This window comes from Bilifractor sp. LCP21S3_A7, assembly GCF_052118825.1.
GTDB lineage: Bacteria > Bacillota > Clostridia > Lachnospirales > Lachnospiraceae > Bilifractor.
Map to the genome: position 1 here is coordinate 16,626 of NZ_JBQKGL010000011.1, position 17,603 is coordinate 34,228.

A 17,603-nucleotide genomic window follows, 5' to 3' on the forward strand; every position below is an offset into this window, starting at 1 on the left:
CGGTGATGCAACTGCAGATGCCGCCGGAGAAAACAAAAGTCATGGCGCTGAGCGATATGGACCTTATGGGGCGGACGGGAAGGACTTTGACCTTCTGATCGATATCAACCGGAAGATGCAGGAAGGAAAGGGCAGAGGATACGAGCGCTGGGCGAAGATCTTCAACGTAAAGCAGATGTCCAAGGTACTGCTCTATCTGCAGGAGCATGATATCCGCGACTATGAGGATTTGGAGAAAAAGGCGAAGTCGAGTGCAGTGAAGTTTCACGCGCTTTCCGATGCCATCAAGGAGAAGGAAGCAAGGCTCCGTGATATTGCAAAACACAAAATGCAGCTCATCAACTATGCGAAGAAGTGCCAGACCTGTCTGGTGCGCAGCCTGTCCGCAGGACAGTTCTCGGGGGATTGGGGGGATGCCCACCAACAAGCGGAGTCCTTTTTTGTACAAAAGGACACTGCTTGCCAGTTTACAATTTTGATAATATATATGTAAAAAATATTTCAAATAACGCAGAGTGGAAGTATACTAAACACACAATATAAGTAAGAAAAACAGAAGATATATATGCAGATTTCACAAAGATAACAGATGGTTTCTAATATTTGAATCGAGAGGAAGTTATTATGGAAGTGGATTTAACAAGCAAATCAGTACAAAATCAATATGGAGAATTTGTGGGCCCGGAAAATATTATGTTTGATATTACTCAGAAATGTAATTTTAAATTCCTTCATTGCTATAATGAAAGTGCTGATAATTATTGTATGGATTTAGATGATGTTGAAATGTTAAAAGTGGTGAACCAAATATAAGAGGTTACAGACCAGATCATCACTATTTTTAAACGAGGTGGAAATTCATGAATAACAGTATAGAATTATTGATTTTTAATATGATTTATGGTTGCATAATGCTTTTATTGGGAATATTTTTAAAAAAAACAAAGCACTCAAGTACAGTGATTATGTTTATTTCAGGAGATTATTCTGATTTAGATCCTCACAAAGTTTGTTATATTATTGGAAAGAGGATGTTCACTCTAGGTATAGTATTATTCCTAATAATTCCTTTTGATTTTTGGGAGCCTTCAATTGCTTTCTTTGCAATTTTAATCTTAACTATTTTGTGGGTGATATATGAATCTTGGGATTTTACAAAAAATAGGGGAAATTATAAATAAAACTTTCCCAACCGATGAGACTATATAACAGCCTATACGTGTGAAAGAACTTTCGTTTTTTCACACGCTCTTTTTATTTTAGGGAAAGCGTGGCCATTTCAGTTGAAATTGAGCATAATCCCCCTTACCCCATAAGATAGCGACTTTGGTATCTTATGCGGCTTTCTTGGATTTCATCTGTTTGTTGTGATATTTATAGAGATTGTGCCCGATAGAAACGAGAAATACTTCGAGCCGTACCGAATTTATACCTCTTCGCACTATCCGTTTGTATCAGCGATCATTCTTCATGATCCCAAAGGTACCTTCTGCCTGTATGGATCGATTCATTCTCAAGAGCGCTCCGTGGATGCTCTCCAGGTTGTCTATCACTTCCTGATGCATGGCGGTAAGCTCATGGTTGATTCTCACAGTCCGGTTCTGATCGCCCTTTTTGCATCTTTCTGCATAAGGACATCCAGAGCAATCCTCGCATCGATATATTTCCTCCTGCCGGCCATAGTTGTTCCCCCTTACATGGCGGCGGTACTCAAGATGAAACGCCTTTCCGTTAGGACATCTCATGACTCCGTCTGCCCCGATCGGGAAGTTAACGGCCCGAAACGGATCCTCATGGTATTTCCGGTCAGTTGTTTCCTTCTTGAACATGGTGAACTTCATGTATTTTTCCATACCGTTTTGTTCACAAAAGATGTAGTTGTTGTAAGAACCGTATCCGGCATCTGCGACCGGGTACTTCGGATAAAAGCCGTAGATATCCCGGAACTTATTCATAAGCGGAATAAAGCAGTCCATATCTGACCGGTACTGGTTCACATCGATCACAGCGATATATTCGTCAGCAACACCAACCTGAACATTATACGCGGGAAGCAGTTGATCATTCCCCATGTAGTCGGTTTTGATCCGCATGAAAGTGGCAGAATGGTCTGTTTTTGAGTAGCTGTTACGTCCTTCTCCACAGATACGGATCTTTTCAACGTATTCCTCCAGCTTTTGTGCATACTCCATTAGCTTCTCATAATGGCGCTGCTGGACTGTCTTATGATGGCCCCTGCCGTGTTTGAACTGAGTTTCATCAAGCTGCCAGACTTCCACATATTTTTCTGCGGCTTCCCGGATATACTCTGGCGCATACTCGGTATTGATGCAGAGTTTCATGCCCGTATAAGCCAGTTCCTCATTGATTTCCTGGAAGAGTGCCGTGATCTTGTCAAACAAGCGGTATCTTGATTTTTCCGTTGCCTTCTTCCATACCCACGTATACTTGTTTGCATTGGCTTCGAACTTGGAACCGTCGATGTACAGATGCTGAAGATCCACATGTTCTGTTTCGAAGATTTTATGATTGATGTCATTGAATATTTCTTCGATGGAATCTCCAAGTACTTCATTGATGAAGTAGCCAAAGGTACGATAGGAAGGTCTCTCGTGCTCCATAAGATACATGAACCGGAGATTAACCCTGCACTGGTCCTCCAGTTCCCGTAAGGAAATGTAGCCATTCGTCATAAATCCGAACAGTACTGTTTTCAGCATGCTGACCGGGTTATATCTGAGTCTTCCAGTATAGTGCTTCTGGATGTTTTTCAGATATTTCTCCAGATCGATTCCTCCCATGAATCGGTCAAATGTCAGTACCGGATCACAAATGTCCAGATAATCCTGAATAAGCATTGGCAAAACTGCCTGTTTTGAGGTAGAATTAAGTGTGTTAGATTTGTTCATTGCAAGTATAATTCTAACACAAAAGAAGGATCTTGGGTTTTGATAACCCTTGATCCTTCTTTGTTTTTCAGGCTATGCTTTTTTCACAGCCTCTTTAATCAGTTTTTCTTTAGAGATATATTAAAAAAATGCGGATATCCGCAAAAATATCATGAATGATCTTGATGGTGCGGCAGGATAAACGGTATAATATACGTGAAAAAAGTGCGGATATCCGCAAAAATATTATGAGGTAACAGCGCATGTATCCGAGAGAGCAGTATCTGAACAAGATCATAATGTGAAATTCAGATAAGGGCAAAAAATAGACTGGATGAATGTGACCGGAAGAATTATACAGATCAGAAAGACCCGGGAGGCCGATGCGATTGTGCAAATGCTTTCCGGGTCTTTTGTCGTCTCCGGTATCATGGTAAACTGAAAAAACAGATAAAAAAATATACATTTGCCAGGCCGGCATTTTTTCCTCTGGGGAAACGGCTCTTGAATGTCCGCAGGATTTTTTTGGTGACCAAGTCACCTGAAAATTACCGCCTGGGGAAAAATCGGTCTCTGATATTTGAAAAAGTTCGGTCGGTGTAATTTTTAAGGCGGGGAAACACAGGCAGGTGTATAATGGTTGCAGGATCGATCTTTCCTGCAGCCATTTTCTGATGAGCTGACCCGGAAGGATGACAGAACAAGAAAAGGCGTAAGTTTCAATAAAAAAAGGAGGCGCGCAGTGGGAAAACATTTATCAGAGAGCATCCGTGTTCCAATTGAGGCAGACAATCCTGCCATCCGTCGCATAGAAAATCTCTGTATTAAGTGTGGTCAGTGCAGAGACATCTGCCGGGATTATATCAGCGTGCTCGGCTATTATGACCTGTCAAAGACCAACGACACTGCCGTCTGTATCCATTGCGGCCAGTGCGCGAATGTCTGTCCGGTCAGCTCGATAACAGAGACACCGGAGATGGACGCCGTAATAGCCGCAGCAAAGGATCCGGATAAGGTTCTTATCGTCAGTACATCACCATCCGTCAGGGTTTCCCTGGGCGAAGCTTTCGGAATGCAAAGAGGAAGCTTTGTCGAAGGAAAGATGATTGCACTCCTCCGGAAACTGGGCGCAGATTATGTGCTCGACACAAATTTCGCGGCAGATATGACGATTGTGGAGGAGGCCAGCGAACTTGTGGAGAGGCTTACAACGCACAATAAGCCACTTCCTCAGTTCACATCCTGCTGTCCGGCCTGGGTGAAGTTTGCCGAGATCTATTACCCCGAGCTTTTGCCGAATATTTCGTCCGCAAAGAGCCCTATAGGGATGCAGGGCCCTACGATCAAGACCTATTTTGCAAAGAAAATGGGGATAGATCCAAAGAAAATTGTAAATGTGGCGCTGACGCCCTGTACCGCTAAGAAATTCGAGATCCGCCGCGGAGAAATGAATGCTTCCGCCAGGTATCTGGATCTTCCCGGTCTCAGAGATATGGATCATGTCATCACAACGCGTGAGCTCGCAGACTGGGCGAAAAAGGCTGACATTGATTTTTCAACGCTGGAGGATTCAAAATTCGACAAGCTGATGGGAGAGGCCTCCGGCGCAGGCGTAATCTTCGGCAACACAGGCGGCGTCATGGAGGCTGCCGTCCGCACTGCCTACGAATTTGTCACACATGAACCTGCTCCACAGGAACTGTACACACTCGAGCCCGTCCGCGGCATGCAGGAAATCCGTGAAGCGGCCGTAGAAATCGGAACACTGCGCCTTCAGCTGGCCGTGATCTATGGCACATCGAATGTCCGCAGATTCCTTTCCATGGCAAAGGAATCCGGAAAACATTATGATTTTATTGAGGTCATGACCTGTCCGGGAGGATGCATTGGCGGCGGAGGACAGCCGAAAGCCGATGTGGAAGAGCGCAGAACTATGGTGGATTCCCGTATTGAAAGTCTTTACAAGCGGGATGCGCAGATGAAGCTGCGAAAGAGTCATGAGAATCCAGAGCTGAAGCAGCTGTACGAAGAGTTTTACAGAAAGCCTCTCTCGCCGATCGCTGAAGAAATGCTCCATACATCCTACACGGACAGGAGTGGGCTGCTCGGTGAAGATGCCGGAAAATATAAGACACTACTGACATTTGACGTAGATGGAGCAGAAGCGAAAAACGGTGCAGCAGCCTTTTTCGGAGAAGAAACAGGCAAAAATGCAAGGTCAGAACGCACCGGCGATTATGAGGAAGTGACAACGCCCGGATCTGCAACACGAAAATGGAAATGTCGTGTCTGCGGTTATATCTATGAAGGAGATAATCCACCGGCTGAGTGTCCGATTTGTCATATGGACAGCTCCAACTTCGATCCTGTTAAGAAGTGGAAGTGCCGCATTTGTGGTTATATCTGCGAGGACGTCAATCCACCGGCTGAGTGTCCGATCTGTCACAAGGACAGCTCCTACTTCGATGAGATCGAATGACACCGTGACCGGCGCGCAGTCACCAGCGCGCCGGTCACAATGTGGTGAATCAACAATGAGGATGACAAAAGAAATGGTCCAGGTAGATTTGGATGCCCTGCCGGAATCTTACAGAACAAAAACAGTACAGCTCAGGAAGGAAAACGTATGACGGCTTTTTATCATCTGCCTGGTCTCTTCGAGTTTTACGAATTCTATCGTCAATTCCTGCCGCTGTATCTCCATCACAGAGATTGGTTTTATAACTGGTGTGAAATTGGATCCATATACGGGGCGCCATCAGACTGTCTTTGGGCCGGCGGTCGAGTGGAAGAGAGCGGCACGGATCCTCAGAAGGTGCTGACACTGACGAGGCAGTATGGCATTTCTGCACGACTTACTTTCAGTAATGCACTGCTCCGGGAGGAACATCTGTCCGATCACAGATGCAACGCGCTAAGCCGGCTCTTTCACAAACCTGGAAATGGCATCATCATTACTTCGGATCTCCTCCTCTCCTATATGACGAAGGAGTATCCGGATTTTTATTATGTCTCCTCTACAACAAAAGTTCTGACAGAATTTGAAGCGCTGAAAAAAGAATTGGATCGAAAGGAATTCCTTTATGTCGTTCCTGATTTTCGGCTCAATAAGGCATTTTCCAGACTGGCAGCGCTGTCACAGACCGAAAAGAATAAGGTTGAATTCCTCTGCAATGAGTGCTGCTGGATTGGATGCAAAGACAGAAAGCGCTGTTACGAAGCCGTAAGCTTTAGGAATCTTGGAGAAGATGCCCATCCAGGAGAGGACTATTCTGCCTTTCACTGCAATGCACCGGAGGCAGAAAAAGGCTACCGGTTCTTTGCGGCAATGAAAAATCCTGCTTTCATCAGCATAGAGGGCATCCAACAAATTTACCTTCCAATGGGCTTTTCCAATTTCAAGATCGAGGGACGCGGACTTGGCAGTGCTCTTCTCTTGGAATTCATTCTTTATTACATGACAAAACCGGAATACCAGATCGCTGTGCGGGAAGAACTCTATCTGGATAACACGCTGGACCTCTTCTGATTTAAGAATTTTCTATGTTTTTATAAAATGTTTCGAAAATAAAAATATTCTCTCGAATATACATGCCAGCAATACGCATCTGAGAGCAACGGACAATCAAGTGGAGCGTTTTCTACACTGCTCAAATTTACTTTATTCCGACAGTGAAGGAGATATGCAGAAATGGAATATGAGCTGACACCGATCGGAGAGAAATTCAGAACAGTATTGCAGTCGATCGAAAAATGGGGGAATGAATATATCACTTATCTGAAAGCAAAGAATGCATCAACAGATAATGAATAAAGAGTTATGGAGAATAAAAATGTTCATTCTCGATTACATATTCTGATTCTTTGCTGAATGCAGTATATCCGGCTCTTCAAGATTGATCATGCATTCAAGGATTATTCTCAATATTATTTTATCAAGGGAGCCTTAAACACAACTATGGGTAAATTTTACTTCGTCCGGCACGGCCAGACAGTATGGAACGTTGAAAATAAGATCTGCGGCGCAACAGACAGTCCCCTGACAGAGCTGGGGCATGAGCAGGCCAGAGAGACAGGAAGAATCCTGAAGCTGAAGATGGATGCCGGAGAAATCACCATCGATGAAATCCTGACATCACCGCTCAGCCGTGCCTATGACACGGCAAAGGAAATTTCTGTGATGACCGGTGTGCCGATGCGGATCGAGCAAAGGCTCATTGAACAGAATTTCGGCAAATGGGAGGGAACCGCCCGAGACGGAAAAGAGTTTGCCAGAGCAAAGCAGAACTTCTGTGACAGCTTTGACGGCGGCGAATCCATGATGCGAATGGCACAGCGCATCTACAATCTGATCGATGATCTGAAAAGGGATCCGGAGAAGACATATCTGCTCGTTGCACACAACGGCATTTCCAGAATTATCGAGTCATATTTTCATGACATGACGAACGAGGAGTTCGCTTCATTCGGTATCCGCAATGCGCAAGTGCGGGAATATGATTTCTGATGCCTTTATCCGTTCAGTTGTCTCGAAAATCAGCAGATTGCAGATAAGTTGTGCAGAATTGAAATGGTATGTGCACAGTGGATTTCAGAGGTATGCAATGATTATCAACACAGGAAGCCGAACGGATATCCCAGCCTTCTTTTCGGACTGGTTTTATAACCGCATTCGCGAGAGATATGCCCTTGTCAGGAACCCATACAATCCGGTCTCCGTGACAAAATACAGGTTGGACCCGTCAGTTGTGGATGCCATCTCTTTTTGCACAAAAAATCCAATTCCTATGCTGAACAGGATCCATGAACTGGACGCATTCCGCACTTTCTTCATGGTGACCATCACTCCTTACGGGACGGAGATAGAGCCGCATGTTCCGGAAAAGAAGAAGGTTATGAAGGCCTTTGCAGCTCTTTCCCGTTACGCCGGCCGAAGGAGTGTCATCTGGAGGTACGATCCGGTCTTTATTTTCGGAAAATATACGGTTGATTTCCACAAACGGACATTCGCTGAGATGGCTGGGAAATTAAAGCCCTATACCGATCAGTGTGTAGTGAGCTTCCTTGATCTGTATGAAAAGACAAAGCGCAATTTTCCAGAGGCATCGGCAGTTCCGATGTCCGTACAGAATGAGCTGATCGATTCTTTCAATATGACCGCCGAAAGGCTGGGTATGCAGATTCACCTGTGTCTGGAAGACAGATCCCTTGTCAGAAGCCATGTGGATGCAGAAGGGTGTTTTTCTAAGAAGGTCATTGAAAATGCCATAGGAAAGAGACTTCTCGTGCCAACCCATTCCCCTGCACGGCAGGGGTGTTCCTGTCTCCTTGGCGCTGATATTGGCGAGTACAACACCTGCGGACACGGCTGCCTTTATTGCTATGCCAACTACGACCAATCCGCTGTTCTCCATAATATGAGTCAGCATGATCCTTCGTCTCCGCTGTTAATCGGACATCTCACAGAGCAGGATATTGTACACACTGCCAAACAGGCGTCCTGGATTGACAGACAGATGAGCATCTTTGACCTTCTCTAGAGCTCCCTCCACACAGCAAAATGATCGTAGATGTAGAACATTAAACATTGATTATGTTAGCGCCGGGTGATTTCAGCCATTTTGGGTCGGGTTATTCCAGCCAAAAAACGGTCGCATTAAATCAGCCAACGCATCAATGATCCGGATCTCATTATCCGGTTACTTTACATTTTCGTTTGCAATTCCTGCTTCTACAGCCAGTGTCTGGCATTCCCTGCCGCGGTAACTTTCACCTTTAATCATGAACACCCTGGCTTTATCGAAAATTCTGTCCAGAGTTGCCAGAAGGTCATCCTTTCCATCGAAGAATTCCTCCCACTGGGAAGGCTGCCGGTTGCTGGTAAATATCACAACTAACGTGCTAATATAAATCAATATTAGAACAAAGGAAGTGATACTTGTGCACGCGATTGAAGACCTTTTTACTGATACAGGGATCATTACGGCATCAGATGCGGCAAAGAACGGCTTTGAAAAAGGTGCTTTTTATCAATATGTAAAAGAGAATAATCTGGAGCGAATTGGTCATGGGATCTATATCAGGGAAGATGCATGGCCCGATGAACTTTTTGTTCTTCACAAGCGCTGCCCAGCGGCAGTTTTTTCTCATGAGGAAGCACTGTATTATCACAACCTTACAGATCGCGAACCAATACAGCATACACTGACCATTTATACGGGGTATAACACAAAACGACTGGTTGATAGCGGATGCAAAGTTTATACGGTGAAAAAAGATCCGCTGGATGTAGGGAAGGTCATGGTAAAGGATACTTATGAAAATGAAATCCCGGTTTATGATGCGGAACGGACGATTTGTGACATCGTACGAAGCCGCAGAAATATTGAAATTCAGGAGTTCAATACGGCATTAAAGACGTATGCTCAAAGGAAGGATAAGGATCTAAACAAGCTGATGTCTTATGCACAATCATTCCATGTGGACAAAATGATCAGGCAATATATGGAGGTACTGCTGTAATGCCGCTTACGTCAGCACAATTAAATGGAAACAGAATTGATCGTGAGACCTTAATAGCAGCATTTACAGCCACCTGTCGGAAAAGAGGGACAGAATTGCTGTATGCGGATGCAGATGGGATTCTTTCAAATATTGAAAGCAGCGCTGCTCTCAAGAAACTATGGGAATCCTATCAGAAAAAATATTCCTATGCGGCAGACGTGTCGTTTGAGGAGACAGTAAAGAGTGTAAAATGGCTGTTGAAGAAACTTGCAAGTAACGATGAGTAAGTACCTTTGATGACAAAACAGAGTTTGTGCATGTAACTGAACAGATGCCAATTACTTTAGACCGATTGCTTTTCAACAAGAAAGGCGTCGGTCATTTTTTATGCCAAGGGAAGGGGAGGAGAGCAAATGGCAAGACGATCTAGATATCTGCATTATGACGAACAGGTGGCTGCTCTGATGAAGCACAGCAATCCCTCGCAGATTCCGGCAAAGAGGAATTACACTCAAGGATCTGTGCTTGAGAAATTGAAAGTGTTGAGAGTAGCGGAGCCGCGTAAAAAAGCGGAGAAAACAGTTCCGGAGGGAGGCGGTGATGAATAATGTTGATATCATTCTGTTTACACCAGGCCTTTTTTGTAAGACCACTGGCATTACAGGCCTGAATGATATCAAGCCATTGTTGACGGCGAACGTCGTGTGATCTTGTCCATCAATACCAAGCCTTCTTTGGAGAAGTCGAAAAAACCTTAGATTTATTCGACTCCATTATCGTAAAGGTTAGCTAGGTACAACAGGTACTGGCGGTTTACCGCTTGCCTACTAACGATATTTTTGGCAATTGTATTATGTGTGGCAATATCGATTATGATGTTTGCTGCAGTTGCATTTATTCAGGACAAGAAGTTGTTTTCATCAGCTCCAAAGGAGTTTCAGGAAGCAATAGTACCACGGGATAAAGAAATATTTTATGGGACAAAAGTGATAGAATGGACATTAATTGTATTCAGCTTCCTTCTTATCCTTGGTGTGGGAGTAATCTCTATTTGGGATGGACTTAGGAGTGAGTATTCCTTTTGGCAGTTCTTTACACGCTTTATACTGATATTCACGGTCTATAAGCTTTACGATATGATCTGTTTTGAGTATTTCCTGCTTATGACGTATCACTTCTTCCAATTCTATTTTCCGGAAATAGAGAGCGTGACACAAGGTAGGAAGTACGGATACAACATAAAGAGTCAGCTGATAAAACTGTTGATTATATTCCCTGCGGCTTCTGCTTTGGCAGCATGGATATGTACACTGTTTTAATAATGGGCTTCTATGATATGTGTGATTAGAGAGTCAATCATGCATTATAGAAATCAGAATGTTCCTTTCATGTATGTTCGTCCCCACTCACAGACTGAGTCGATAACAGGCTTTAGCGAAATACCACGTTCTGTAAGTGAATATTCAGTTTTAGGTGGCACAACAGGGTAAACTTCTCTGTGTACAAGACCATCGTTTTCAAGTTCCCTTAGCTGCTGCGCAAGCATTTTGGCAGTGGCTTGGGGAATATATTTTTGTATCTGGTTATAACGCAGGGTTCCATCCTCTAACAAATGATAGAGAATGATCATTTTATACTTTCCCCCGATTTGACTGAAAGTTGCTTCCACTGGGCAATGAAATGGTTTTTCTTTTATAATCTTTTCTTTTGACATCAGTAATCTCCTATGGTTTCTAAAAAGCAACTATATACCTAAAAAGTGCGTACTTACCTTTCGATATTGTTTGTGCTATTTTTATCACGAAACAGAGAATATTTCAAGTAAAATTATGAAAGGGAAAAAACATGCAGAAAGATATAGGTTCAGTAATGGGATTGTATCCCACACCAGTAACAATAGTTGGAGTTAAAGGTGATGATAAGGTAAACTTTCTTGTGATCGCACATGTTGGAGTTGTAGACCATGGACATCTTCTTGTAAGTATAGATAAGGCACATGCATATACGGATGCTATCATTAAGAAAAATAGACAGATGTCTGTGAGCCTCGTTAATCAGAGTATGCTTGTTGCAGCAGACTACTGTGGGATTGCAAAAGGCGCAGAAACTGATAAGTCGAAGGTCTTTTCACATCATTTTGAAGATCTTGAAAATGCCCCAATCATTGATGAAGCTCCGGTCTCAATGGCTTGTGAAGTTATAGATTCAATCGAAGTTGGAGTATTTACAAATTATATCCTTAAACCAATTCATACCTATGTACAGGAAGAATGCCTGAATGAAAAAGGAAAGATTGATTATGAAAAGGCGGCTCCGGTCCTGTTTGAATTTCAAAGTGCTCAATATATAAGTACAGGAAATGTAATTGGCCGATGCTGGGTCATGGGAAAAGAATACAAAATTGTATGAAGCAAAAATGAAGACCGCTTATAATATATTTGGTAATGTGAGTGGGCATGATTCTGAAAGGAAAAGGTGATCCTATGGAAGAAATATTTAAGAGAATCAGTATTAGAAAATACGAAGAGAAAGCCGTTGAAAAAGAAAAAATAGAAAAGATACTAAGAGCTGCGATGGCTGCTCCATCAGCTGGAAATCAGCAGCCATGGGAATTTTATGTTGTTACTGATAAAGATAAGATAAAGGCATTATCCCAGTGTAGTCCGTACTCAGGGTGTGCTGCAGGTGCACCTGCGGTACTTGTTCCGTGTTATAGGACTAAAGGGCTTATGTTCCCTGAATTTGACAAGATTGATCTTGCTATTGCTACTGAGAATGCATTACTTGAAATCACATCTCTTGGACTTGGCGGGGTATGGCTTGCAGTAGCACCTATAGAAGATAGAATAGAAAAGGTGACAGATGTTTTAGGAACACCGGAAACACTTGTACCTTTTGCACTTGTTCCATTTGGATATCCTGCGGAAGACAGACCACAGCAGGCCAGATTTGATGAAACAAGAGTTCATTATGTTGATTAAAAAGGATTGTTTAAATGAAAGAGAAAATAAATATAACAGAATATGCACAGAGAATAACAGAAGCCCTTCCGAAGGGGATTCTTTTAAATACCAATGGAGATAAGTTTAATTCCATGGTAATCGGTTGGGGTGCATTGGGAACATGTTGGAGTGTTCCAACATTTACTGTATATGTAAGAGAGCACAGATACACAAAGGCTCAGCTTGATAAGACAAAGGAATTTACAATCAGTATTCCTTTGGATAAGCCTGTTCCAGAAATTGTAAAGGTATGTGGAAGTTTGTCTGGTAACAATGTTGATAAGGTAAAAGAAGCGGGGCTTACTCTTGAGGATGCTGAAATAATCACAACACCGGGAGTGAAGGAATATCCAATAACACTGGAATGCAAAGTGCTTTATTCACAGAAGCAAGATTTGTCAGCAATTCCTGAAAACATCAGAAAACAAATGTATCCACAGGATGTTGATGGATCTAATCCAATGGCTAACCGTGATGCTCATACGGCATACATAGGACAGATTGTAGATGCATATATTATCAGATAATCGTACAGCGGAATTGTTTTGACTGTCTTTCCAGCAATCTTTGCCCTGACAGTTTTGGTATGCGCATTGTTTTAATAAAGTTATTAGGCGTATAGACCATATTGATATGGTTTATACGTCTTTTTCTTTTGCCCAAAAGTACAATGCCATTGTACTTTTCTCTCCCTAAGTCTAATCTTGTTTGTTGCATAATAAAAATGTAGGAATTGCTTTATTATGCTGTGACCTTCTTGAAAATTACTTGAAAGTCTTTTTTATCTGCTCCAGAAACTTTTCAGCAATAGGAGTAAAGGTCTGATATTTATTCCATATGAGATATAGTTCTGACTTCAGTTCAGGTGAAAGTGGTCTGAATACCATGTCAGTTCCTTCGGTATTTATCAGATCTTTAAATGTAAGAAGTATTCCAAGGTTTTCCCTTGCAAATACAGAGCCGTTATAGGACAGTCTGAAAGAGCCTTCAAGCTTTAGCTTAGGAAATCTTTCTTTAGCCCATGTTTTGATTTCATTGTTCCAGCTTTGCTCAGAGACAAACAGAGGCTGTCCTATCAGGTCAGAGACATGGATGGATTTTTTCTTTGCAAGGGGATGAGATGAAGATATGATTGCTCCCCATACATCGGCTTCCGGAAACTTAATATATTCATATTTATTGCTGTCAGGTGTTTCACATAGTACAGCAAAGTCTAAAATGCCCTTATCAAGTTTTTCAGTAACCTGTTCAGTATCTCCGCTGGTTATATGATAAGTGAAGTTGGGATATTTTTCTTTTAACTTATAGATCTCTCTGGCAAGATATCTTATCTGATAGCTCTCGGCCAGTCCAAAATAAATATCCCCACCTGTTATATCATCCAGGGAATTAAATTCCTGTTCAATCTTATCTGACATAGCCACAAGATCCTGTGCGCGGTCACGCAGGAGCATCCCTTCATCAGTGAGTGAAATACTGAAGCTGTGCCTGATAAACAGTTTCTTCCCAAGTTCTTCCTCTAATGATTTTAATGTCTTTGAAAGAGTAGGCTGTGATACATGAAGCTGCTCAGCAGCCTTTGACATATTTTCTTCCCTTGCAACTGCAAGGAAATATCTGAGATTTTTTATTTCCATGAAATCCTCCATAAAGCTGACTATTTAAGCGTTATTCAAAAAACGAATATCATGATATTTATTTTATTCATTAGCGAAAATCCGGTCAAGGTTTTAATATAAAAACTGGAAGGAGAAATAAGATGGATACGGTAAAGATTCTTGAAAACCTTTCAGATATGGGCTGTGACGATAAACAAATATACTTCATGAAGAAAATATATGAAGAAGGTGATACCGATACGCTTTTACGAGATCTTAGAAAATGCCGGTGCCATCTGATGGACGAACTTCATGACAGTCAGAAGAAAGTTGATAACATGGATTTTTTGATAAGACAGATCCAAAAAGAAAAGTAATTAAAACGGAGGAATGTAAAATGATCAGAAAAGAAGAACTGAACCTTGTAACGGAATGGGATAAAACCTTTAAGAAAAGTGATAAAGTAGACCACAGCAAAGTCACATTTGTAAACAGATATGGAATCACTCTTGCAGCGGATATGTATGTTCCAAAGAATGCAGATGGTAAGCTCCCTGCAATTGCTGTATGCGGGCCATTCGGTGCAGTTAAAGAGCAGTGCTCAGGTCTTTATGCTCAGACAATGGCAGAGAGAGGATTCTTAACAATAGCATTTGACCCATCATTTACAGGAGAGTCCGGTGGGAACGTAAGATATATGGCATCTCCTGATATCAACACAGAAGATTTCATGGCTGCAGTTGATTTCCTTTCACTTAATGAAAAAGTAGATCCTGACAGGATTGGAATCATCGGTATCTGTGGATGGGGCGGCATGGCTGTAAATACAGCAGCTCTTGATACAAGGATCAAAGCTACAGCTGCAATGACAATGTATGACATGACAAGAGTAAATGCAAAGGGATATTTTGACTCCGAGGACAGCGAGGAAGCAAGGTATCAGAAGAGGGCTGCCATGTGCGCTCAGAGACTTGAAGACCTTAAGGCAGGTGAGTATAAGCTTGGCGGCGGTGTAGTAGATCCACTTCCGGAGGATGCACCTTTCTTTGTGAAAGACTATTATGATTACTACAAGACTGACAGAGGTTATCACAAGAGAAGCCTTAATTCTAATGGTGGCTGGAATGTAATCGGCTGTGAATCCTTTGTTAATCAGCCAATACTTAAATACAGCAACGAGATCAGAAGTGCAGTTTTACTTGTCCATGGAGAAAAGGCACACTCATGTTATTTCTCAAAGGATGCTTATGCAGATATGATCAAAGACAGCAAGTATGCTGATAATAAAGAACTTATGATAATCCCTGATGCGGTGCATACAGATCTATATGATGGTGGAGATAAGGATTATATTCCTTATGACAAGCTGGAGAGCTTCTTTAAGGAGAATTTGAAATAAAAGGATGAGATGATATGAGCAAAGTATTAGTAATTTCAACAAGCCTTCGTGCAAATAGCAATTCAGATATACTTACTGAAAAGCTTATAGAAGGAGCAAAAGCATCAGGTCATGATGTGGAGCATATAAGTCTTAAAGGGAAGAGCATAGGCTTTTGTATAGGATGTCTGGCATGTCAGAATACTCAGAAATGTGTCATTAAGGATGATGCTGCCACGATTGCTGACAAAGTAAAGAACGTAGATACATTGGTATTCGTCACTCCGATTTATTACTATGAGATGAGTGGTCAGATGAAGACTCTTTTGGACAGGCTCAATCCTCTATATCCTTCAGATTATAAATTTAGAAATGTATATATGCTATCTGTAGCAGCTGAGGATGAAGAGTTTGTGCCTAAAAAGGCAGAAAGTGGACTTCAAGGATGGGTTGATTGCTTCGAAAAGGCTCAGTTTTCAGGTTCCTTATTCTGTGGTGGCATAGGTGATATGGGTGAGGCATCCGGGAAAACAGAAGAGTTAAAGGAGGCTTTCGAGTTTGGAAAGTCTTTAAGATAAAGGATGCTTGATTTGAAAGAAAAAATGATTTTGATAGCATTCTGTATGACAATCATGTTTTGTATGAGCGCCTGTTCAGGAAATACAATAAACTCCGGTGATAATCAGAATGCAGTAACTGAAATATCAACATCAGAAAATGTTGAAACAGAAAGCTCAGAAGAGAATGTCATGTCGGAGGGAACTGCTATGTATCAGCTGGCAGAAAAAGATGACTCAGCAGATGATGAAGCTGTTGGAGATAGTACTATGATAATGATGATTGATGGTACAAAAGTTAATGTGGAGTGGGAAGACAATCAGGCTGTAGAAAGACTGCGGGATATGGCTAAAGATGGTGATATTACCATTCAGATGTCAATGTATGGCGGTTTTGAACAGGTGGGTTCCATAGGACAGAGCTTGCCACGAGATGACAAACAGACAACAACGAGTTCAGGTGACATTGCACTTTATTCGGGCAATCAGATGGTAGTGTTCTATGGCTCCAACAGCTGGTCATACACAAGGCTCGGTCATATATCTGATAAGGATGAGGCAGAGATGGCAGATCTTCTTTCACAAGGAGATGTTACGATAACCATCAGCACGGAATAGGTTCCTTTTCCCCCTTCAGAACCTCAAGGACGAGATCAGATTTGAACTTGGCACTAAAGTTTCTTCTTGTACGAGACATGTGCAACTTTCGTGACAGGTTCACACGCTGCCGCTGCTCTTTCAGTGTGATGGTTCGCATCATTTTTCCTTGATCAGCTCCTCGCAGATCCTCCGGTATTGACCGGCATAGATACTGCCTTTTTCCCAGATAAAGTCGAGATCATGCTGCATGGAAAAATCCCGGAGCTTTATTTCGCGCAGCCTGCCGTTTTGGAGCTCTTCCTTAACGGCAATTTTATACAGAAATGAAATCCCGCAGTCCTCTTTCAGCAGGGCTGTGATCGTATGCATATTCTCCACTTCGATGAAATGAGAGAAGTCATGCAGCCGGATGCCCCGGGCGGACAGGCTGCGCTCCATGATTTCTCTGGTACCGGAACCCTTTTCCCGGATCAGTAGCCTCTCCCCCTGAAGATCTCTCAGACAGGCCGGCGTCCCATTCCTGAAAACATGCTCGGCTGCACATACCGCGATGTAATCCTCTGTGTTGTAAGTCAGATTCTCATACTGATCCCCGGGATAATATCCTTCTACAAGTGCTAGGTGGATCTTGCCATCTTCGAGCAGATGGATCAACTGCTCGGTATTTCCGAATTTCAGGTGTATATTCATATCCGGATGCCGTTTCAGAAACCCGGCCAGCGGATTTACAACCGCATATTCACCGACAGTCATGGTAACGCCGAAGGACAGACATTTTATCCCGGTGTCCTCCGGACGAAGTTCCTGTTTGAGCTGTACCTCGTCATTCTGCATGGCCTGCAGGCGTTCCTTAAGAATTTCCCCCTGCCGGGTCAGATACAGTTTTTTATTCCGGTATAGAAAAAGCGATGTGCCGTAATAATCCTCCAGATAATGGATATGGGAAGATACCGCCGGCTGCGTAATGTTCAGCTGCGCAGCGGCTTTGGTGTAATTCATGGTCTGGCAGACGCACAGAAACGTATTGATTCGAAAGTCCAGCATAAGACACACTTATCAATAAAAAAATAATATCG

23 protein-coding genes and 2 pseudogenes are annotated in these 17,603 nt (G+C 42.6%); 19 read left to right on the forward strand and 6 right to left on the reverse strand.

Annotated elements, in window-relative coordinates; translation table 11 throughout:
* Positions 1 to 115 precede the first annotated feature (115 nt).
* The 3 genes from ACTQ1O_RS10645 to ACTQ1O_RS10655 all read left to right on the forward strand — a co-directional run bounded on the left by ACTQ1O_RS10645 (position 116) and on the right by ACTQ1O_RS10655 (position 1,181).
* Positions 116 to 493: a hypothetical protein gene (locus ACTQ1O_RS10645; protein WP_441487224.1), complete on the forward strand. Its 378-nt coding sequence runs from the start codon at positions 116 to 118 to the stop codon at positions 491 to 493.
* A gap of 131 nt (positions 494 to 624) precedes the next feature.
* Positions 625 to 813 (forward strand): hypothetical protein, encoded by a 189-nt coding sequence (locus ACTQ1O_RS10650; protein ID WP_441487225.1) that lies wholly within the window; start codon positions 625 to 627, stop codon positions 811 to 813.
* A 47-nt stretch (positions 814 to 860) separates the two neighbouring features.
* Entirely contained in the window at positions 861 to 1,181 is a 321-nt protein-coding gene (locus ACTQ1O_RS10655; RefSeq protein WP_441487226.1) for a hypothetical protein, read from the forward strand.
* Between the two features lie 153 nt (positions 1,182 to 1,334).
* On the opposite strand, the pseudogene ACTQ1O_RS10660 reads toward ACTQ1O_RS10655, so the two are convergent.
* Positions 1,335 to 2,909: pseudogene (locus ACTQ1O_RS10660) on the reverse strand (IS1182 family transposase).
* A gap of 721 nt (positions 2,910 to 3,630) precedes the next feature.
* On the opposite strand from ACTQ1O_RS10660, the gene ACTQ1O_RS10665 reads away from it, so the two are divergent.
* The 5 genes from ACTQ1O_RS10665 (at position 3,631) to ACTQ1O_RS10685 (ending at position 8,428) form a co-directional block, all read left to right on the forward strand.
* Positions 3,631 to 5,367 carry a [FeFe] hydrogenase, group A gene (locus tag ACTQ1O_RS10665; RefSeq protein WP_441487227.1) on the forward strand — a complete coding sequence of 579 codons (1,737 nt, stop codon included), beginning with the start codon at positions 3,631 to 3,633 and terminating at the stop codon, positions 5,365 to 5,367.
* Between the two features lie 147 nt (positions 5,368 to 5,514).
* Positions 5,515 to 6,417, forward strand: a complete 903-nt coding sequence (locus ACTQ1O_RS10670; RefSeq protein ID WP_441474204.1) for a hypothetical protein — start codon at positions 5,515 to 5,517, stop codon at positions 6,415 to 6,417.
* A gap of 162 nt (positions 6,418 to 6,579) precedes the next feature.
* Positions 6,580 to 6,702 carry a winged helix-turn-helix transcriptional regulator gene (locus ACTQ1O_RS10675; RefSeq protein WP_441487228.1) on the forward strand — a complete coding sequence of 41 codons (123 nt, stop codon included), beginning with the start codon at positions 6,580 to 6,582 and terminating at the stop codon, positions 6,700 to 6,702.
* A 144-nt stretch (positions 6,703 to 6,846) separates the two neighbouring features.
* Entirely contained in the window at positions 6,847 to 7,395 is a 549-nt protein-coding gene (locus ACTQ1O_RS10680) for a histidine phosphatase family protein (protein ID WP_410043469.1), read from the forward strand.
* Positions 7,396 to 7,492: 97 nt separating this feature from the next.
* Positions 7,493 to 8,428 (forward strand): DUF1848 domain-containing protein, encoded by a 936-nt coding sequence (locus ACTQ1O_RS10685; protein WP_441487229.1) that lies wholly within the window; start codon positions 7,493 to 7,495, stop codon positions 8,426 to 8,428.
* Positions 8,429 to 8,587: 159 nt separating this feature from the next.
* On the opposite strand, the gene ACTQ1O_RS10690 is transcribed toward ACTQ1O_RS10685, so the two are convergent.
* The gene (locus ACTQ1O_RS10690; RefSeq protein WP_441487230.1) at positions 8,588 to 8,779 is read right to left on the reverse strand and encodes an ATP-binding protein; all 192 of its coding nucleotides are present in this window, start codon (positions 8,777 to 8,779) and stop codon (positions 8,588 to 8,590) included.
* Positions 8,780 to 8,828: 49 nt separating this feature from the next.
* Here ACTQ1O_RS10690 and ACTQ1O_RS10695 point away from each other — a divergent pair, with 49 nt between their 5' ends.
* The 3 genes from ACTQ1O_RS10695 (at position 8,829) to ACTQ1O_RS10705 (ending at position 10,000) form a co-directional block, all read left to right on the forward strand.
* Complete coding sequence (locus tag ACTQ1O_RS10695; RefSeq protein ID WP_441487231.1) at positions 8,829 to 9,410, forward strand: type IV toxin-antitoxin system AbiEi family antitoxin domain-containing protein; 582 nt, start codon at positions 8,829 to 8,831, stop codon at positions 9,408 to 9,410.
* Entirely contained in the window at positions 9,410 to 9,679 is a 270-nt protein-coding gene (locus tag ACTQ1O_RS10700) for a hypothetical protein (RefSeq protein ID WP_441487232.1), read from the forward strand. Before ACTQ1O_RS10695 ends, ACTQ1O_RS10700 begins: the two co-directional genes overlap by 1 nt.
* Positions 9,680 to 9,805: 126 nt before the next feature.
* Positions 9,806 to 10,000, forward strand: a complete 195-nt coding sequence (locus ACTQ1O_RS10705) for a hypothetical protein (RefSeq protein WP_441487233.1) — start codon at positions 9,806 to 9,808, stop codon at positions 9,998 to 10,000.
* 13 nt (positions 10,001 to 10,013) lie between these two features.
* Here ACTQ1O_RS10705 and ACTQ1O_RS10710 read toward each other — a convergent pair.
* Positions 10,014 to 10,076: pseudogene (locus ACTQ1O_RS10710) on the reverse strand (IS66 family insertion sequence element accessory protein TnpA); the annotation flags it as partial.
* Between the two features lie 173 nt (positions 10,077 to 10,249).
* Between ACTQ1O_RS10710 and ACTQ1O_RS10715 the strand changes: the two are divergent.
* Positions 10,250 to 10,711: a hypothetical protein gene (locus tag ACTQ1O_RS10715; protein WP_441487234.1), complete on the forward strand. Its 462-nt coding sequence runs from the start codon at positions 10,250 to 10,252 to the stop codon at positions 10,709 to 10,711.
* Between the two features lie 53 nt (positions 10,712 to 10,764).
* On the opposite strand, the gene ACTQ1O_RS10720 is transcribed toward ACTQ1O_RS10715, so the two are convergent.
* Positions 10,765 to 11,106, reverse strand: a complete 342-nt coding sequence (locus tag ACTQ1O_RS10720; protein WP_441487235.1) for a winged helix-turn-helix transcriptional regulator — start codon at positions 11,104 to 11,106, stop codon at positions 10,765 to 10,767.
* A 131-nt stretch (positions 11,107 to 11,237) separates the two neighbouring features.
* Here ACTQ1O_RS10720 and ACTQ1O_RS10725 point away from each other — a divergent pair, with 131 nt between their 5' ends.
* The 3 genes from ACTQ1O_RS10725 to ACTQ1O_RS10735 all read left to right on the forward strand — a co-directional run bounded on the left by ACTQ1O_RS10725 (position 11,238) and on the right by ACTQ1O_RS10735 (position 12,921).
* Positions 11,238 to 11,801: a flavin reductase family protein gene (locus ACTQ1O_RS10725; RefSeq protein WP_441487236.1), complete on the forward strand. Its 564-nt coding sequence runs from the start codon at positions 11,238 to 11,240 to the stop codon at positions 11,799 to 11,801.
* Positions 11,802 to 11,875: 74 nt separating this feature from the next.
* Positions 11,876 to 12,373 carry a nitroreductase family protein gene (locus ACTQ1O_RS10730; protein WP_441487237.1) on the forward strand — a complete coding sequence of 166 codons (498 nt, stop codon included), beginning with the start codon at positions 11,876 to 11,878 and terminating at the stop codon, positions 12,371 to 12,373.
* Positions 12,374 to 12,387: 14 nt separating this feature from the next.
* A complete protein-coding gene (locus ACTQ1O_RS10735; protein WP_441487238.1) occupies positions 12,388 to 12,921 on the forward strand; it encodes a flavin reductase in 534 nt (177 codons plus the stop codon).
* A gap of 237 nt (positions 12,922 to 13,158) precedes the next feature.
* Here the strand turns inward: ACTQ1O_RS10735 and ACTQ1O_RS10740 are convergent, their stop codons facing one another.
* Positions 13,159 to 14,031: a LysR family transcriptional regulator gene (locus tag ACTQ1O_RS10740; RefSeq protein ID WP_441487239.1), complete on the reverse strand. Its 873-nt coding sequence runs from the start codon at positions 14,029 to 14,031 to the stop codon at positions 13,159 to 13,161.
* Between the two features lie 122 nt (positions 14,032 to 14,153).
* Between ACTQ1O_RS10740 and ACTQ1O_RS10745 the strand changes: the two genes are divergently transcribed.
* Genes ACTQ1O_RS10745 through ACTQ1O_RS10760 form a run of 4 tightly spaced genes read left to right on the forward strand, consistent with a single transcriptional unit; the run spans position 14,154 to position 16,545 of the window.
* On the forward strand, positions 14,154 to 14,369 hold the full coding sequence (locus tag ACTQ1O_RS10745; RefSeq protein WP_441487240.1) for a hypothetical protein: 216 nt from the start codon (positions 14,154 to 14,156) through the stop codon (positions 14,367 to 14,369).
* A gap of 20 nt (positions 14,370 to 14,389) precedes the next feature.
* Positions 14,390 to 15,391, forward strand: coding sequence for an alpha/beta hydrolase (locus ACTQ1O_RS10750; RefSeq protein ID WP_441487241.1), 1,002 nt, complete (start codon positions 14,390 to 14,392; stop codon positions 15,389 to 15,391).
* 14 nt (positions 15,392 to 15,405) lie between these two features.
* Positions 15,406 to 15,948, forward strand: a complete 543-nt coding sequence (locus tag ACTQ1O_RS10755) for a flavodoxin family protein (RefSeq protein WP_441487242.1) — start codon at positions 15,406 to 15,408, stop codon at positions 15,946 to 15,948.
* Positions 15,949 to 15,960: 12 nt separating this feature from the next.
* Positions 15,961 to 16,545, forward strand: a complete 585-nt coding sequence (locus tag ACTQ1O_RS10760) for a cyclophilin-like fold protein (protein ID WP_441487243.1) — start codon at positions 15,961 to 15,963, stop codon at positions 16,543 to 16,545.
* Between the two features lie 138 nt (positions 16,546 to 16,683).
* Here the strand turns inward: ACTQ1O_RS10760 and ACTQ1O_RS10765 are convergent, their stop codons facing one another.
* Positions 16,684 to 17,571: a LysR family transcriptional regulator gene (locus ACTQ1O_RS10765; RefSeq protein WP_279198558.1), complete on the reverse strand. Its 888-nt coding sequence runs from the start codon at positions 17,569 to 17,571 to the stop codon at positions 16,684 to 16,686.
* Positions 17,572 to 17,603 lie beyond the last annotated feature (32 nt).